16 protein-coding genes and 1 tRNA gene are annotated in these 15,416 nt (G+C 59.2%); 6 read left to right on the top strand and 11 right to left on the bottom strand.

Features of this window, described 5'->3' with window-relative positions:
* Positions 1 to 420: 420 nt before the first annotated feature.
* From CBB63_RS13705 to purC, 5 genes are read right to left on the bottom strand one after another with little or no spacing between them, the layout of a single operon-like run.
* Complete coding sequence (locus CBB63_RS13705) at positions 421 to 1,755, bottom strand: sigma-54-dependent transcriptional regulator (protein ID WP_286699547.1); 1,335 nt, start codon at positions 1,753 to 1,755, stop codon at positions 421 to 423.
* 4 nt (positions 1,756 to 1,759) lie between these two features.
* Positions 1,760 to 3,520: a sensor histidine kinase gene (locus tag CBB63_RS13700; RefSeq protein WP_037944346.1), complete on the bottom strand. Its 1,761-nt coding sequence runs from the start codon at positions 3,518 to 3,520 to the stop codon at positions 1,760 to 1,762.
* A 36-nt stretch (positions 3,521 to 3,556) separates the two neighbouring features.
* Complete coding sequence (gene purQ / locus CBB63_RS13695; RefSeq protein ID WP_009824699.1) at positions 3,557 to 4,225, bottom strand: phosphoribosylformylglycinamidine synthase subunit PurQ; 669 nt, start codon at positions 4,223 to 4,225, stop codon at positions 3,557 to 3,559.
* Positions 4,225 to 4,455: a phosphoribosylformylglycinamidine synthase subunit PurS gene (gene purS, locus CBB63_RS13690; RefSeq protein ID WP_009824700.1), complete on the bottom strand. Its 231-nt coding sequence runs from the start codon at positions 4,453 to 4,455 to the stop codon at positions 4,225 to 4,227. Before purS ends, purQ begins: the two co-directional genes overlap by 1 nt.
* Before the next feature lie 51 nt (positions 4,456 to 4,506).
* Positions 4,507 to 5,268, bottom strand: a complete 762-nt coding sequence (gene purC / locus CBB63_RS13685) for a phosphoribosylaminoimidazolesuccinocarboxamide synthase (protein WP_005853701.1) — start codon at positions 5,266 to 5,268, stop codon at positions 4,507 to 4,509.
* 224 nt (positions 5,269 to 5,492) lie between these two features.
* On the opposite strand from purC, the gene bmt reads away from it, so the two are divergent.
* Positions 5,493 to 6,506 carry a betaine--homocysteine S-methyltransferase gene (gene bmt / locus CBB63_RS13680; protein WP_005853702.1) on the top strand — a complete coding sequence of 338 codons (1,014 nt, stop codon included), beginning with the start codon at positions 5,493 to 5,495 and terminating at the stop codon, positions 6,504 to 6,506.
* Here the strand turns inward: bmt and CBB63_RS13675 are convergent.
* The gene (locus CBB63_RS13675) at positions 6,503 to 7,588 is read right to left on the bottom strand and encodes a PA0069 family radical SAM protein (RefSeq protein ID WP_286699546.1); all 1,086 of its coding nucleotides are present in this window, start codon (positions 7,586 to 7,588) and stop codon (positions 6,503 to 6,505) included. The genes bmt and CBB63_RS13675 overlap by 4 nt on opposite strands.
* Before the next feature lie 202 nt (positions 7,589 to 7,790).
* On the opposite strand from CBB63_RS13675, the gene CBB63_RS13670 reads away from it, so the two are divergent.
* Together CBB63_RS13670 and CBB63_RS13665 are read left to right on the top strand one after the other, a co-directional pair.
* Positions 7,791 to 8,489 (top strand): cobalamin B12-binding domain-containing protein, encoded by a 699-nt coding sequence (locus CBB63_RS13670; RefSeq protein ID WP_286699545.1) that lies wholly within the window; start codon positions 7,791 to 7,793, stop codon positions 8,487 to 8,489.
* 65 nt (positions 8,490 to 8,554) lie between these two features.
* Positions 8,555 to 9,193, top strand: a complete 639-nt coding sequence (locus tag CBB63_RS13665) for a DUF1638 domain-containing protein (protein WP_286699565.1) — start codon at positions 8,555 to 8,557, stop codon at positions 9,191 to 9,193.
* Between the two features lie 61 nt (positions 9,194 to 9,254).
* Here the strand turns inward: CBB63_RS13665 and CBB63_RS13660 are convergent, their stop codons facing one another.
* From CBB63_RS13660 to purM, 4 genes are all read right to left on the bottom strand, one after another.
* Positions 9,255 to 9,665: a SufE family protein gene (locus tag CBB63_RS13660; protein WP_286699544.1), complete on the bottom strand. Its 411-nt coding sequence runs from the start codon at positions 9,663 to 9,665 to the stop codon at positions 9,255 to 9,257.
* A 679-nt stretch (positions 9,666 to 10,344) separates the two neighbouring features.
* Positions 10,345 to 11,502, bottom strand: a complete 1,158-nt coding sequence (gene rnd, locus CBB63_RS13650; protein WP_286699542.1) for a ribonuclease D — start codon at positions 11,500 to 11,502, stop codon at positions 10,345 to 10,347.
* A gap of 73 nt (positions 11,503 to 11,575) precedes the next feature.
* Positions 11,576 to 12,172 (bottom strand): phosphoribosylglycinamide formyltransferase, encoded by a 597-nt coding sequence (gene purN, locus CBB63_RS13645; RefSeq protein WP_286699541.1) that lies wholly within the window; start codon positions 12,170 to 12,172, stop codon positions 11,576 to 11,578.
* Entirely contained in the window at positions 12,169 to 13,215 is a 1,047-nt protein-coding gene (purM, locus tag CBB63_RS13640; protein WP_286699540.1) for a phosphoribosylformylglycinamidine cyclo-ligase, read from the bottom strand. The genes purN and purM overlap by 4 nt, the downstream gene beginning before the upstream one ends.
* Before the next feature lie 136 nt (positions 13,216 to 13,351).
* On the opposite strand from purM, the gene CBB63_RS13635 reads away from it, so the two are divergent.
* From CBB63_RS13635 to CBB63_RS13625, 3 genes are all read left to right on the top strand, one after another.
* Positions 13,352 to 13,428, top strand: a tRNA-Ile gene (locus tag CBB63_RS13635).
* 592 nt (positions 13,429 to 14,020) lie between these two features.
* Positions 14,021 to 14,176, top strand: a complete 156-nt coding sequence (locus tag CBB63_RS13630; protein ID WP_286699539.1) for a DUF6471 domain-containing protein — start codon at positions 14,021 to 14,023, stop codon at positions 14,174 to 14,176.
* Positions 14,140 to 15,063: a hypothetical protein gene (locus CBB63_RS13625; RefSeq protein ID WP_286699538.1), complete on the top strand. Its 924-nt coding sequence runs from the start codon at positions 14,140 to 14,142 to the stop codon at positions 15,061 to 15,063. Before CBB63_RS13630 ends, CBB63_RS13625 begins: the two co-directional genes overlap by 37 nt.
* Positions 15,064 to 15,125: 62 nt before the next feature.
* Here CBB63_RS13625 and CBB63_RS13620 read toward each other — a convergent pair whose 3' ends face one another.
* Positions 15,126 to 15,311: a hypothetical protein gene (locus tag CBB63_RS13620; RefSeq protein ID WP_286699537.1), complete on the bottom strand. Its 186-nt coding sequence runs from the start codon at positions 15,309 to 15,311 to the stop codon at positions 15,126 to 15,128.
* Between the last annotated feature and the right edge of the window lie 105 nt (positions 15,312 to 15,416).

Here is a 15,416-nt window from a genome sequence, read left to right as displayed (position 1 = left end):
CGCCTTGCTTGACAAGCGTCGGTGCTATGGGAAAAGCTTTGCCAGCGGGTTTATGCCCGTGCCGCACCCCTATGACGGGATGCACAAAAATAAGNCAGATAAGGATGATACGAATGCATATTTCCCTGCGCGCAGCCCTGTGCCTGCCGTTTCTGGCGCTTGCCGCCTGCGAAGACATGAGCACGACCGGCGGCAGCGACCCCGAGGGCCCGTCCAAGCGCAGTTGCATCCGTGCCGTGGAAAAGCACACCGGCAAATCGGGCGGTACGCTCAACACGACCATCCCTATCGTCGAGACNGGCCAGCATATTGTCGATATCCCCGGCGGNCCGTCGTGGACCTGCTACACCGATGAGACCGGTGCAGCACGCGAGNTGATCGAGACGCGGCTCGGCTGAGCCTGTCTGCAAAATGCGGCGCTCAGAGGTAATCCGAACGCTGCAAACCGTATTTCGCCATCTTCTCGTTCAGCGTCCGGCGCGGCAGGCACAGTTCCTCCATCACACTGGCGATAGACCCTTTGTGCCGGCGCATGGTATTGTCGATCAGCATACGTTCGAAGGCTTCTACGTATTCCTTCAAGGGCTTGCCGTCGGTGGTCATCACCGGCTGCATCTCTTCGTGGTCCGACATCAGCAGTGATGCGATAGAACCGGACCCGCGACGCGACTGCAAAACAGCGCGTTCTGCCACATTGATCAACTGGCGCACGTTCCCGGGCCAAGGCGCTTGCAACAGTTGCGCGGCCTCTTGCGCGGAAACCTGCGGAGTCTCGCAGCCATATTCATCCGCGAATTCTTCNGACAAACGTGTGAACAACGTCAGAATATCCTCGCCCCGTTGGCGCAGCGGCGGCACNGTGATGCGCAGGGCGGCCAGACGATAGAAAAGGTCAGAACGCAGCGCATCTTCGGAGGTGCGCCCCGCTTCTTGCAGGTTCGAAATCGCAACGATCCGCGTTTCCGCAGGCGTGCCTTGGTCGTTGATCGCACTCAGAAGACGGGCTTGCAGCGTCTCGCTGAGCGATTCAACACCTTCCAGCACCAANGTGCCNCCNCGGGCCTCCTCGATCGCGGGAAGCTGGGCGTCTTCAGGCATCATCGGACCAAACAAACGCTTGCTCAGCGCGTCTTCCTCTAGCGCGCCGCAGCTGACCAGCACGAATTTCTTGCCCGCGCGCGATCCCACAGCATGCAGCGCATGCGCCACCAGTGTCTTGCCCGTACCGGTTTCACCATCGATCAGCACNTGACCGTCGGCNTGACCAAGNTCCAGAATATCCTCGCGCAGCCGCTCCATCACGGGCGAGCCGCCGATAAGCTTTTTCATCAACTGGCTGCCGTCAGACAGTTCACGACGCAGGGCGCGATTGTCCATGACCAGACGGCGCGCGTTGGTGGCCTTCTTGGCCAGTTCGCTCATCCGGTCGGGGTTAAAGGGCTTTTCAAGGAAGTCGAACGCGCCGACGCGCATCGCCTCGACCGCCATGGGCACATCGCCATGGCCGGTGATCATGATCACAGGCAGCGCGCTGTCGGTCCCCATCAGCTTTTTCAGGAACTGCATGCCGCCCATACCGGGCATCTTGATGTCGGAGATCACGATACCGGGGTAATCCGGCCCCAGTGTTTTCAACGCATCCTCGGCGCTGCCGAACGTCTCTGTGTCATAGCCCGAAAGCGCCAGCCACTGGCTGATCGACTGACGCATGTCTTGTTCATCATCAACGATCGCGATTTTCATTGCCTGAGCCATTGGTTTACTCTGCCGCCTGTGTCTTCTCTGTGCTGTCCATAATGGGCAGCTGCATTTCAAAAACCGCACCGCCATGTTGGCCGTTGCGGGCTGTCAGCCTGCCCCCCAGATCGGATACAATACCCGACGAGATCGCAAGCCCCAGCCCGACACCATCGCCGGGCTGCTTGGTCGTGTAAAACGGCTCGAACAGGCTATCGAGATCTTCGATCCCGGGGCCATTATCGCGCACGGTAAGCGTCGCCGTCTCACCCGCTGATAGTATAATCTCTACCGTCGGGTTACGTTCCGATTTGGTGGCATCCAATGCGTTGCGCAAGAGATTGACCAATACTTGTTCGATCCGCATGCGGTCCCCCATCACCTGAACAGGCGCTGCGGGCAGGATACGGTTGATCTGCACCTGACGCTGACGTAGCTGCGGCTCCATCATTGACAAGGCAGAGGCAAGCGCCTCCCCCATATCAAAGGGCGAAAACTGCTGCTGGCCCTTGCGTGCATAGCTTTTCAGCTGCCGCGTAATGGCCCCCATGCGTTCGATCAGATCGTCGATACGCCCGAATGACGCCAGCGCTTCCTCCAGCCGGTTGCGCTGCATCAACAGGCGCGCGCCCGCCAGATAGGTTTTCATCGCGGCCAGCGGCTGGTTCAGCTCGTGGCTGACGGCGGCGGACATTTCGCCCAAGGCGGCGAGCTTGCTGGATTGTTCCAACGTCTGCTCGGCCACGGCCAAGGTCTGCTGCACCCGTTTGCGTTCCGCTACCTCGCGCTGAAGGGCGGCGTTCAGCGCGCGGAGTTCGGCGGATTCACGCTGAAACAACGCCGCGCGCCCCGCCGTCCGACGGCTGAGAGCATAAAACGTCAGCGCCAGCAGGATCGCAAAGCCCATCACCTCAAGCGCAAGTACCCCGTTCACCTTCTCGCGGACCGAGGCATAGGTGGTATAGCTCGTGATCCGCCAGCCCCGAAACGGTATCCGTGACGACAGACGCATCACCGCCTCGCCCTGCAGATAGGCATCGGCAGGCAATGCGGTCCAATCCGCGGTGGCCTTGATCGCGCGCTCGATGGCGCTTTGCGGGGTCTGGTTCGACAAAGCCTCGCTTTCCGTCAGACCGCGCCAGCGCGGTTCGGTCGCCATGATGATGTCACCCGTGCTGTCGGTGACAATCACCGCATCCGAGATACCGGCCCAGGCCCGTTCAAACCGTTGCAGATCCACCTCGGCCGCGATCACCCCAAGGTTGGTGCCGCCTTCCTGAATACGCCGCGAATAGAAGAACCGGTAGCCGCCGGTATCGCGGGGAATAACGCTGAACACGGTCGAATTCGATCGCAACGCATCAACAAAATACGCCTCTTGCCGGTGCGAGGCCCCCAAACGGTTGCGGTCGGTTGCAGCCACCGTGCGCCCGTCGATATCATAAAGCATCAAGGACGCCGCGCCGATCTCCTCTACAAATGAGATCAATCGCTGGGTCGACAGAGAATAATCAGATCGGGTCAGCGCCTCGATCAAGGCGGGATCGCGCGACAAAAGCTGTGGCACAATCGCGTTCTGGCGCAGCTCGGCCAGCAGGTTGCCGCTGTAGAGCGCGATCCGAAGCTCGGCCCGGTTACGTGTGCTTTCGGTAAAGCGATCCGTCAGCAGCTTGTTGGTGACCGAAATCGTGGCCACCGCAATGACCAAAAGCAAAGCAACCGCCAGCCGGACGCGCCAGCTGACAGATAAAGGGGCTTCACTAGAGGACGCAGACCGAAACATGGCGGCAATCTACGCGTCCTCACCGGTGCACTCAAGTCACGCTGTGAGCAGAGACCCCGCCAATGCGCGGAAGAGCGCCGCCCCGTCCGTGCCCCCATGCCCCGCATCCGCGGCGCGTTCAGGGTGCGGCATCATCCCCAACACACGACGGTTCGACGAAAGGATGCCCGCGATGTCCGACTGCGACCCATTGGGGTTATCGCCATAGGTAAAGGCAACACGATCCTCGCCATGCAGTTTGGCAATCGTATCGCCATCGGCGAAATAATTGCCATCGTGGTGTGCGATCGGGATGTCGATCATCGCACCGGCCTCGTAGCCCGATGTATAATCGCTGTCCGCCGTAGCCACGCGCAGCGGTACGGTGCGACAGATGTATTTCAGCCCCGCATTGCGCAGCAGGGCACCGGGAAGCAGACCGGTTTCGGTCAGCACCTGAAAGCCGTTACAGATCCCCATGACATAACCGCCACGCTCCGCATGGGCCGCCACTTCGCGACAGATCGGAGAATTCGCCGCAATGGCACCACAGCGCAGGTAGTCGCCATAGGAAAAGCCGCCTGGCACACCCACAATATCGACGCCCTCGGGCAGGCTTGTGTCCTTGTGCCAGACCATCGACACTTTGGCACCGACCGCCTTGAATGCCACCGCCAGATCGCGGTCACAGTTAGAGCCGGGAAAAACGATGACCGCTGCGTGCATCAGCTCATCTCCACTGTGTAGGATTCAATCACCGTATTCGCGAGCAGCTTTTCACACATCGCCTCGACGTCGGCCTTGGTTGCGCCATCATTCAGGTCCAGCTCGATCACCTTGCCCTGACGCACGCCATTGACGCCTTCAAAGCCCATGGCTCCAAGCGCGTGGCGCACGGCCTCGCCCTGCGGATCCAGAACACCGTTTTTCAACATCACATGCACCCGTGCTTTCATGACGCGTCCCCTATCTTCATTTTGCAAAATAAACTCATCTGCGACGCCAGCCTAGTTGATCAACGTCGGTTTCATCATCGGTGTCGACGTCTTGGGCATGACCCCCAAACGTCGGGCGACTTCGGTATAGGCATCCGTCAGCGACCCCAGATCGCGGCGGAACACATCCTTGTCCAGCTTCTGGCCGGTTTCGATATCCCACAGACGGCAGCTGTCGGGGCTGATCTCGTCGGCGACGATCAGACGCTGGAAATCACCCTCGTAGATCCGGCCCACCTCAAGCTTGAAGTCCACCAGCCGGATGCCCACGGCCATCATCACGCCGGACATGAAATCATTGACCCGCAGCGACAGGCTCAGGATGTCTTCCATGTCCTGCTGACCGGCCCAGCCAAAGGCGGCGATATGTTCCTCGGTGACCAGCGGATCACCAAGGTCGTTGTTCTTGAAGTGATATTCCACAATCGGGCGCGGCAGTTGCATGCCCTCGTCAATGCCAAGCCGCGTGGACAGATCCCCCGCCGCATAGTTGCGCACGACGATCTCGAGCGGGATGATCTCTGCCTGACGGATCAACTGTTCGCGCATGTTCAGACGTTTGATGAAATGCGTCGGCACGCCGATGTTGTTCAGGCCGGTCATGAAGAATTCGGACAGGCGGTTGTTCAGCACGCCCTTGCCTTCGATCACCGCTTTTTTCTCGGCGTTAAAGGCGGTTGTGTCGTCTTTGAAGTGCTGGACAATGGTCCCCGGTTCCGGTCCTTCATACAGGATCTTCGCCGTACCTTCATAGATTTTCGTGCGACGGGCCATGCACATCCCTTCCAGACAACAGGCCGGTTGGAATACCCATCAGCCATTTCTAGCCTGTCACATAGTCCAAGCGCCCCTGCCACGCAAGCGCGCGCCCTGCCCTCATGGCGCTCATGCACGCAGAAACCATGGCGGCGGCTCATGACGATCATGAGAATAATGAAGTTGCGTCAACAGGGGCGTTGTGGGAAACGGCAAAATCACCCATTTAGCGGAGCGTTTTGATGTCCAACCCCCTCACCGATCTTCTGGCTGAAAAAGGCACGCTGCTGGCCGATGGTGCCACTGGCACGAACCTGTTCAACATGGGCCTGATGTCCGGTGACGCGCCAGAGATGTGGAACACCGAACAGCCGCAAAACATCATCAAGCTGTATCAGGGTGCGGTGCAGTCGGGCAGCGATATCTTCCTGACCAACTCTTTCGGCGCGAATGCCTCGCGTCTGAAACTACATAATGCCGAAAAACGCGCCCACGAGCTCAGCCGCGTGTCCGCCGAGCTTGCGCGCGAGGTCGCGGATAAGGCCGGTCGCAAGGTCATCGTTGCAGGCTCCGTCGGCCCAACGGGCGAGATCATGGAGCCGGTCGGCCCCCTCACCCACGCGCTGGCGGTCGAGATGTTCCACGAAACCGCGGACGGGCTGAAAGCCGGTGGTGCCGATGTGGGCTGGCTGGAGACGATCAGCGCCCCCGAGGAATACCGCGCCGCCGCCGAAGGCTTCAAGCTGGCAGGGCTCGACTGGGTCGGCACGATGAGCTTTGACACCGCAGGCCGCACCATGATGGGCATGACATCCGAGGCGATGGTCGACATGGTGCATGACCTCGATTATGGCCCGCTGGCCTATGGGGCCAACTGCGGCACCGGCGCGTCGGATGTCTTGCGCACGGTGCTGGGGTTCGCCTCCAAAGGCATGCCGACGCCGATTGTGTCCAAGGGCAACGCGGGCATTCCGAAATACGTCGAAGGCCACATCCACTATGACGGCACGCCCGAACTGATGGCCGATTACGCCGAGATGGCCCGCAACTGCGGCGCGTCGATCATTGGCGGCTGCTGTGGCACCATGCCTGAACATCTGGTGCATATGCGCGCCGCTCTCGACAGCCGGCCCAAGGGTGACGCCCCGACGCTGGAACAGATTGTCGAGGCCCTTGGTCCGTTCTCGTCGGCCAGCGATGGCACCGATGGCGAAGGCCCCACCCGCGCACCACGCCGTGGCCGCCGCCGGGGTTAATCCCCGAACAAATCCAACTGCGCGCTCGCCCGTTTGGGCGGGCGGAACAGATCGCAGCGCATTGGCGGCAGGAGCGTATCCAGCCCCAACCGCTTGACCGCCAAAGTAAACCGCTGCGCAATCATCTCGGCATAGGGGCCTTCGCCGCGCATCCGTCGGTGCCAATTTGCGTCATATTCCTTGCCTCCGTGCATCTCGCGCAGCCGCGCCATGATGCGACCCGCGCGGTCAGGGTAATGCGCCGTCAACCATTCCTGCATCAAGGGCGACACCTCGCGCGGCAAGCGCAGCATGATCCAACTGGCCGCGACGGCCCCCGCATCGCGCCCCGCTTCCAAAATCGCCTCAAGCTCGGGATCGGTCAGCGCCGGCACCATGGGGGACGCCATCACCCGCACCGGAATGCCTGCCTCTGCCAATCGTTCGATCACCTGCAACCGGCGTTTCGGGGCAGGCACCCGCGGCTCCATCAACCGCGAAAGCTTCGCATCCAACGTCGTCACCGACACGCCCACGCGGCACAGCCCGCGCGCCGCCATATCCGACAAAATATCAATATCCCGCTCGATCAGACTGCCCTTGGTCACAATGGCAACGGGATGGTTCGCGTCTGACAGCACCTCTAGCAGCGCGCGCATGATCCGATGCTCTTTCTCGATCGGCTGATAGGGATCGGTGTTCGTGCCAATCGCAATGGGGGCGATCTGGTATTTCTTCGCCGCCAACTCTCGTTTCAACACCTCGGGTGCCTCGAGCCGTGCGATCAGCCGCGTCTCGAAATCCAGGCCCGGCGACAACCCCAGATAGGCATGGCTTGGCCGCGCGAAACAATAGACACAGCCGTGTTCGCACCCGCGATACGGGTTGATCGACCGGTCGAACGGCAGGTCCGGCGACTGGTTGTAGCTGATCACGGAGCGCGGAATTTCAACGCTCACCTGGGTGCGCAAGACCGGCAAAGGGTCATCATCGCCCGCCCATCCATCGGCCACAGCGCTGACGGTCAGCGGCTCGAACCGGCCCGGGCGGTTGCTGGATGTGCCCCGTCCGGGCAGTCTGTATTTGCGCTGTGCCTGATCCATTCAAATCTTTTCGAACAAATTGGGAACATGGTCAAGTATATTGGCCCAAGCCATTGTTTTACAGTACGATTGAGCGTAATTTCCCAACAACCAAAGCGTCGCACGCGGTGCCGGGTTTGTCGCAAAAAGCACGAAGCTTTCGGCGCGTATGTGACAAAAAGGCACAAGCCCGCGCGGGTGAGTTAACCGATGAGGAACGACTATGTCGGATGAAGACGAAATTATCCTTGCCGATCTGGACGACGAAGAACTTGTTCAGCAGATGTTTGATGATCTCTATGACGGTCTGCGCGAAGAGATNGAAGAAGGGGTCAATATCCTGATCGAACGCGATTGGGCACCCTATGATATTCTGACCAAGGCGCTTGTCGGTGGCATGACCATCGTCGGGGCCGACTTCCGCGACGGTATCCTCTTTGTCCCCGAAGTGCTTCTGGCTGCGAACGCGATGAAAGGCGGCATGGCGATCCTAAAGCCGCTGCTGGCCGAAACCGGCGCACCGCGCGTGGGCAAGATGGTAATCGGCACGGTCAAGGGCGACATCCATGACATCGGCAAGAACCTTGTGTCGATGATGATGGAAGGCGCGGGCTTCGAGGTTGTCGATCTTGGCATCAACAATTCGGTCGAAGCCTATCTTGAAGCGATGGAGACCGAAGGGCCGGACATCCTTGGCATGTCCGCGCTGCTNACCACNACCATGCCCTATATGAAAGTCGTGATCGACACGATGGTCGAACAGGGCATCCGCGATGACTATATCGTGCTGGTCGGCGGGGCCCCGTTGAACGAAGAATTCGGCAAGGCCATCGGTGCCGACGCCTATTGCCGCGATGCCGCCGTNGCNGTNGAAACCGCCAAGGAATGGGTCGGGCGGAAACACAACGCNGCCAAGNCGTAAGCGGTTGATCTAGAACACAAAGGCCCTTCCCTACCGGAGGGGCCTTTTGCATGACGGAGCGTGAGATGAAGCCGCCCTCGGACCGTGATCTGACAGAAAAAGGCCTGCCGCTCNCCCCGCNGACGGGCCGNATTCTGCTGATCGCCTGCGGGGCGCTGGCGCGGGAAATTCTCGACCTGAANGAGGCGAACGGCTGGTCGCATCTGGACCTGACCTGCCTGCCCGCCAAGCTGCATCTCTACCCAGAAAAAATCACCGACGAAGTCCGCNCAGCCGTNGANAAACACCGCGACAAATACGACGANATATTCGTTGTCTACGCCGACTGCGGCACCGGCGGATTGCTNGAGGCGGAGTGTNAGAAACTTGGCGTGCAGATGGTCNCAGGNCCGCATTGCTATAGCTTTTTNGANGGCAACGACCGCTTTTCCNAGATCTCGGAGGACGAGATTACCACCTTCTATCTCACCGATTTTCTGGTCCGCCAGTTCGACGCTTTCATTATAAAACCCATGGGGCTCGACCGGCACCCCGANCTGCGCGATATGTACTTCGGGAACTACGAAAAGCTTGTGTATCAGGCGCAAACAGATGATCCCGCGCTTACCGNCAAGGCGAAAACATGCGCCGATAGGCTCGGCCTNGCNTTTGAACGGCGCTTTACCGGCTACGGTGATCTGGCGCGCACNCTCAAGGCGCTCTGATCTTCATTTTGCCAAATAAACTCAACTGGCACAGCCGTCGCCACNNCCCNCAGGCNCGCGTTCAACCCTGCTGTGCAGCNTCGCCGCGAATCCGTTCGATCATCGCGGTCAGCCCGTTCGANCGCTGCGCCGACAGATGTTCGTTCAACCCAAGGCGCCCCATCTCGGCACGGGCATCGATGGCGCTGACATCGGCCGCGGGCACGCCGTTATACAGTTTTTGAAGCACNGCAATCAGGCCTGAAACGATCATCGCATCGCTGGCCCCGTCGAAATGGAGCACGCCGTCCTCGAACTGNGTATGCAACCAGACCTGACTGGCGCACCCATCTACTTTGGTTGCGGGCACGCGCAGCTCTTCGGTCAGCGGCTCCATCGCCTTGCCCAGATCGATCACATGGCGATANCGGTCTTCCCAATCGTCCAGAAACTCGAAATCCTCGACCAGTTCTTCAAATGCCTCTGTNGCCACGGTGCGTCCCTCTTTTCGCTTGCCAAACAGGTAGGTTGCACGATGCCAAAGGTCCACCCCCTTCCCAACGGGTCTGGGATGGGTTAGTCAAATATTACCGAAATTTCTACGGCGGACCCCATGCGCAAGACCTTTTCAGCCATCCTGGTATCGACCCTTGTTTTGACAGGCTGCGCGACCGTGCGCGACAGCCGTGTGAACCCGTTCAACTGGTTCGGGACCGCGCGGTCTGAACCGATCACCCGTCAGGAAGCCTCGACCAACCCTTTGATCCCGCAGCGGACCGGANTNTTCTCCTCCTCGCGGAATAAAGAGGTGGTATATGCCGGTCGCCCCTTCGACCAGATCATTGATCTGACGATCGAAGAAGTACCGGGCGGTGCCGTCGTGCGCGCCACCGGTCGCGCGGATCGTCAGGGCATTTACGAGGTGCAGCTGACCCCCGCGAACGAAGACGAGCTGCCAGTGGACGGCGTTCTGACCTACCGTCTTGAAGGGGTAGAACCAAGCGAGGCGACCGCCATCGGCACGCCCCCCACCCGCGAGGTTACGGCCGGCCGCAAGCTGACCAACCAGACGCTGGCTNGCGTGACGACCATCCGCGTCGAAGGGCTGCGCAACGCGATGACATCGCGCCGCTAACNCCANCAAAAATCAATAAAAACCAAANGGTTGAGCGTTAAAGCTCAACCACTTTCAGATCGGANCCGACCGCGGTCAAAGCGATCTCGCCGTTGCACAGTCGCAGCGCATCTTCCCCGAATACCTCGCGTCGCCACCCTTTNAGTGCNGCCACATCACGCAGCCCTGCGGCGATCCCGTCAAGGTCCGCAGCGGGGGCGATCAGCTTGGCCGCAACGCCTGCGCTTTCGGACTTGGCCTTTAGCAAGACACGCAGCAGATCGGACAGCGCCGGATTGACCTGAAGCTTGTCGCGGCTGCGATCGGGCTGCGGCATATCGCCGGGCGGGCAATTCANNCCAGCGGCCACCGCCTTGAGGATACCATCCGCGATNTCGCCCTTGCGGGCCTCGCGCAGAAGCAGACGGGCGCGGCCCAGTTCCTCGTGGTTTTTCGGCTTGTTNCTGGCCAGNTCTACCATCGCGTCATCCTTATAGACGCGGCTGCGCGGGATGTTGCGGGTCTGGGCGTACTCCTCACGGAACGCGGCCAGTTCGCGCACAAGCGCCAGAAACTTTGGCGAATTCGTGCGCGTCTTGACCCGACGCCATGCCTCGCGTGGCGGGGTGACATAGGTGTCAGGGCTGGTCAGGATCTCAAGCTCTTCCTGAACCCAGCGGGCGCGGCCCGTCTGTTCAAGCTTACGCGCAAGGAATTCGTAGATCTGGCGCAGGTGCGTGACATCGGCCAGCGCGTATTTCGCCTGCGCATCNCTCAGNGGGCGGCGNGACCANTCGGTAAAACGGGACGTCTTATCAAGNGGTTGNTGGGCGATCTTGCGCACCAGAGTTTCATATCCCACCTGTTCGCCAAAGCCACAGACCATCGCCGCGACCTGTGTGTCGAACAAGGGTTCGGGAAAGACGCCCGCATCGACATAGAAAATCTCTAGATCCTGCCGCGCGGCGTGGAAGACTTTGACCACCGACGTATCACGGAACAGCGTGTACAGCGGGTCAAGCGACAGCCCCTCGCTCAGCGGGTCCACCAGAACGGCATTGCTATCGTCGGTTCCGGGCATCGCCAACTGGATCAGACAGAGCTTGGAATAATAGGTCCGTTCGCGCAGAAACTCGGTATCGACGGTCACGTAATCATGCTTGGCGGCCTCTGTGCAGTAGGCTTCAAGCTCGGCGGTGGTGGTGATTGTTTTCATAGCGCTACTTTGGACAGAGGAAGCCATTCAGGCAATGGAAAAGCGCATGGTTTCAGCGCAATAGGCCGCGCGGTCAGCTTTCCAGCATTAAAAGATCACGGTTGCCGCTGGCAAACCGCCGCAGCACCGCAGGGTAAAGACGATGTTCCTGCACCAGAACCCGCGCCGCCAGATCCTCTGGCGTGTCGCCGGCCATGACGGGAATGGTCGCCTGCCCCAAAATCGGCCCGTCATCCAGCGCTGCCGTGACCTCGTGCACGGTGCAGCCATGTTGGATATCGCCGGCCTCAAGCGCGCGGGCATGGGTGTGCAGCCCCTTATAGCGCGGCAGCAAAGACGGGTGGATATTGATCATCCGCCCCGCCCAAGCATCGGTAAAGCCACCGGTCAGTTTGCGCATGAAACCGGCCAGACAGATGATGTCGGGCGCATGGGGCATCAGCCGCGCGGTCAATTCGTTCTCAAAGGCAGCGCGATCCCCTGCAAAGGGCTTATGATCCACGACTTCGGTCGGGATGCCGCGGTCTTTGGCCCAGGCAATCCCGCCCGCGTCCGCAACATTCGACACCACCACACAGGGCCGCGCGGGATGGTCGCCGGTCATGTCTTCGACCAGCGCCCGCATGTTCGACCCGCCACCCGAAAGGAAAATCGCAACCCGTTTGGTCACAGCAGGCTGCCGCTATAGGCAACGCCCGTGGTCTCGGTGACATTGCCCATCGGATAGACCGTTTCGCCCGCCTGCCGTAGCAGTTTGGTCAGCGCCTCGGCCTCATCCGCCTTGACCACAAGGATCATACCCACGCCGCAGTTAAAGGTCTTGAGCATCTCGGTTTCCGAGATCGCGCCCACATCGGCCATCCATTTGAACACGCCGGGCAGCTCCCAGCTGTCCAGATCAATCTGCGCGCCCAGATCATCGGGCAGAACGCGGGGCAGGTTTTCCGTCAGACCGCCGCCGGTGATATGGGCCAGCGCATGTACGCCCCCTGCCCGCACGGCCTGCAACGCGGGTTTCACATAAAGCCGCGTCGGCGTCAGCAGCACCTCGCCCAATGTTCCGTCTGCCCAGGGGCAATCCGCATCCCAGCCAAGGCCAGAGATCTCGACCAGTTTACGCACCAGAGAATAGCCGTTCGAATGCACCCCGTCCGAGGCAAGCCCCAGCAGCACATCCCCCGCCACCACATCACGGGGCAAGTCCGCACCGCGTTCCATCGCGCCCACAGAGAAGCCCGCAAGGTCAAAATCACCTTCGGAATACATGCCAGGCATCTCTGCCGTCTCGCCCCCGATCAACGCGCAGCCAGAGCCTTCGCAGCCTTTGGCGATGCCTTCGATGATCCGCGCGGCCTGTTCGGTCTCAAGCTTGCCGGTGGCGAAATAATCGAGGAAAAACAATGGCTCCGCCCCTTGGCAGACCAGATCGTTGACGCACATGGCGACCAGATCGACCCCCACGCCATCGACGTTGCCGGTATCAATCGCGATCCGCAGCTTGGTGCCCACACCGTCCGTGGCAGCGACGAGGATCGGGTCGGTATAGCCCGCCCCCTTGAGGTCGAACAGCGCGCCGAAACCGCCAAGCCCCGACATCACGCCCGGACGCTTTGTCCGTTTGGCCGCCGGTTTGATACGTTCTACCAGCGCGTTGCCTGCATCAATATCCACACCAGCGTCTGCATAGGTGATCGAGTTCTTGGAGTTGGTCATGACGCATCCCGCTGCCTGTTCCCTTTGCGAAAGTGGGTTATAGCAGGTTGCGCAGGCGTGCAATGCACCTAAGCCACATCTGCGCGTTTCTATCCCTTGACGCGCCGCGCCCGCCCGCTTACCAAACCGCGCAGGCGGGCCTGTAGCTCAATTGGTTAGAGCAGAGCGCTCATAACGCTTTGGTTGCGGGTTCAAGTCCTGCCGGGCCTACCAAAACTCCGCTTTTATTCAATGTTTTCAACGATCATGTGTCACACGAAATTAGAAATGTGTCGCATATGATTTCAATGGCTTGTAAGGCACCTGTCACACGGCCAATCGACACGATCGACCTGGAATTGAGCCTTTGAATCGGTCGGGATGTGCGTGTTAGGTGGTAAACCCAGCTGTTCCACGCCTATTGATTGATTTCAAGTGGTTGGCTTGGAAACAGGCGCACAGGCGGCTCACGAACTATCAATCACTTACAAACCATTTTGGAAACGCCGATTACTAGATTACCAGCTCCGCCGCACCTTCGGCAACTGCGTGACATGTGGCCAAGTCATTCCGCATCGACACTTCGCCCGGCTCTCGAAATCATGGACGGAGATCCCCGCAGGTAGCTGCTCAGGCCTGAACTCTATTTCATGATCGCAAGACCAGCACCGCACCTTGATGTGGGTGCAGCCCTGCGGGAATAGTGGGTCAGCGGGCAGCTTTGACATGCTGCATCAGTTAGCAGGTTCAGTGTCTTGATCAAGGTATCCCGCAATGCGCGGAAATAGGCGCGAACCTCTTGAAAGCCAAATTTAGGCGAAAAAGCGTGACATACGCCCAGCTAATCGAAAGGCTGGCCAATATTGGAATCAGTGAGAAAGAGGTGAACGTCCGCAAACCGCTATCCCATGGGAAGTTTTCAGCGGCGTTTATGTTGCAATACCTATGCAAAGTCGGATCATCGCAGTTGTATTCGGATTAGTTGTTTTCGGCCTTGTAGGTTGGGGCGTCTATAAGACCGGATACCTAAGAGGGGAGCAGGCAGGTGAGTATCAGGCCAATTCCGACACCTATGCCAGCCATGCCCAGAAAGAGATACGCCGAAACTGTAGCTGGCGTGATGGTGTCGCCTTTTCGGCATGCGTGATTGGAGTAGTAGAAGCCACCAATGAGCATGAGCGCTCCGAGAGCAATCTTGTAGCCCAACGGGATATGGCCCGTTGGGCGTTTGCGATGCTGATAGTAACTGTTTTGATGGCCCTCGTTACAGCTCTTGGTGTCTACTACGTCTGGCGCACCCTGCTTGCCACTCAACGCATGGCCAACGACACCCGTGTAATTGGCGAGGCGCAAACTCGCGCACATGTCCTTTTTAATGTCGAGAGTTTTGAGTTTGAAGTGGTCGATTTCTCCGGTCCAGAGACGGTTACAACCGGACTTTTTAATGCGGAAATTCGAAATTTCGGGAATACTGTAGCAGCACATGTGACTGCTTGGGCAAAGGCAACGCTTACTATTGATGGAATTAAAAGAGACCCTGTCTATTTTCATTTTGCAAAGGACGGTTTCATACAAAACGGCGATGGGATTCGTTTCCGCAAAGAAGATAGATTTATCGACGGTCTCAATGGTATTCCGGTCGCGGTCTTGCGCGATGCTCAAGCAGTCAGTTCCACCTTCGAGACCTTCAATCGTTTTACTGACGTTTTTGGCAACGTTTTTGAAACAACCGGAATTTACGACGTTTCGGAACCCAGAATTAACCGAGGGGCACCGGAGAGTGGCGAAAGTCTGCTTGAAGCAAACTTTCTCCTCACCCCCCTGAGCGAAACCACAAAAAAAGTTAAAAGCGGTAATCGCGACGAGTAGATAATTAATCACGCCTCACCGCCAATCGAACTGGTGGATTCGATACATGATGCCGCACTCAATTATCGAGTGGGCAGAGACGGCTCGCCCAGCTTCGCCAGCGCCTCGAGCGAATACCGCTCAATCAGCCGATCCAGCACACCGTCACCCGGCGTCAGAGCCGTCAGGGCGTCCGGCACGCTTTCTTGCAGATATCCCACCACATGCGCCTTCAGGGTATCAAGCCCAACGTCGGGCCCGTATTTCATGCCACTCTCGACAGATGTAATGATCGCCTGATGCGTAAACCTCCGCCGAGGGCCGTCTGGCTGCTGAGCTGTGAGATCGTTTATCGAGTGTCCTTATGGACGCAC

The organism is Sulfitobacter sp. TMED3 (assembly GCF_002167505.1).
Lineage (GTDB): Bacteria > Pseudomonadota > Alphaproteobacteria > Rhodobacterales > Rhodobacteraceae > Sulfitobacter > Sulfitobacter pontiacus.
Note: the sequence above shows the minus strand (reverse complement) of the source record. Positions and strands in the feature narration are given on the sequence as shown.

Excerpts from the sequence above, each read along its gene's own strand:
- CBB63_RS13675 (WP_286699546.1), bottom strand. The coding sequence starts at position 7,588 with ATGGATCAGGCACAGCGCAAATACAGACTGCCCGGACGGGGCACATCC.
- bmt (WP_005853702.1), top strand. The coding sequence starts at position 5,493 with ATGTCCAACCCCCTCACCGATCTTCTGGCTGAAAAAGGCACGCTGCTG.
- CBB63_RS13625 (WP_286699538.1), top strand. The coding sequence starts at position 14,140 with ATGCAAAGTCGGATCATCGCAGTTGTATTCGGATTAGTTGTTTTCGGC.
- purC (WP_005853701.1), bottom strand. The coding sequence starts at position 5,268 with ATGGCCCGTCGCACGAAAATCTATGAAGGTACGGCGAAGATCCTGTAT.
- CBB63_RS13620 (WP_286699537.1), bottom strand. The coding sequence starts at position 15,311 with ATGAAATACGGGCCCGACGTTGGGCTTGATACCCTGAAGGCGCATGTG.
- CBB63_RS13700 (WP_037944346.1), bottom strand. The coding sequence starts at position 3,520 with ATGTTTCGGTCTGCGTCCTCTAGTGAAGCCCCTTTATCTGTCAGCTGG.
- purM (WP_286699540.1), bottom strand. The coding sequence starts at position 13,215 with ATGACCAACTCCAAGAACTCGATCACCTATGCAGACGCTGGTGTGGAT.
- purQ (WP_009824699.1), bottom strand. The coding sequence starts at position 4,225 with ATGCACGCAGCGGTCATCGTTTTTCCCGGCTCTAACTGTGACCGCGAT.
- purS (WP_009824700.1), bottom strand. The coding sequence starts at position 4,455 with ATGAAAGCACGGGTGCATGTGATGTTGAAAAACGGTGTTCTGGATCCG.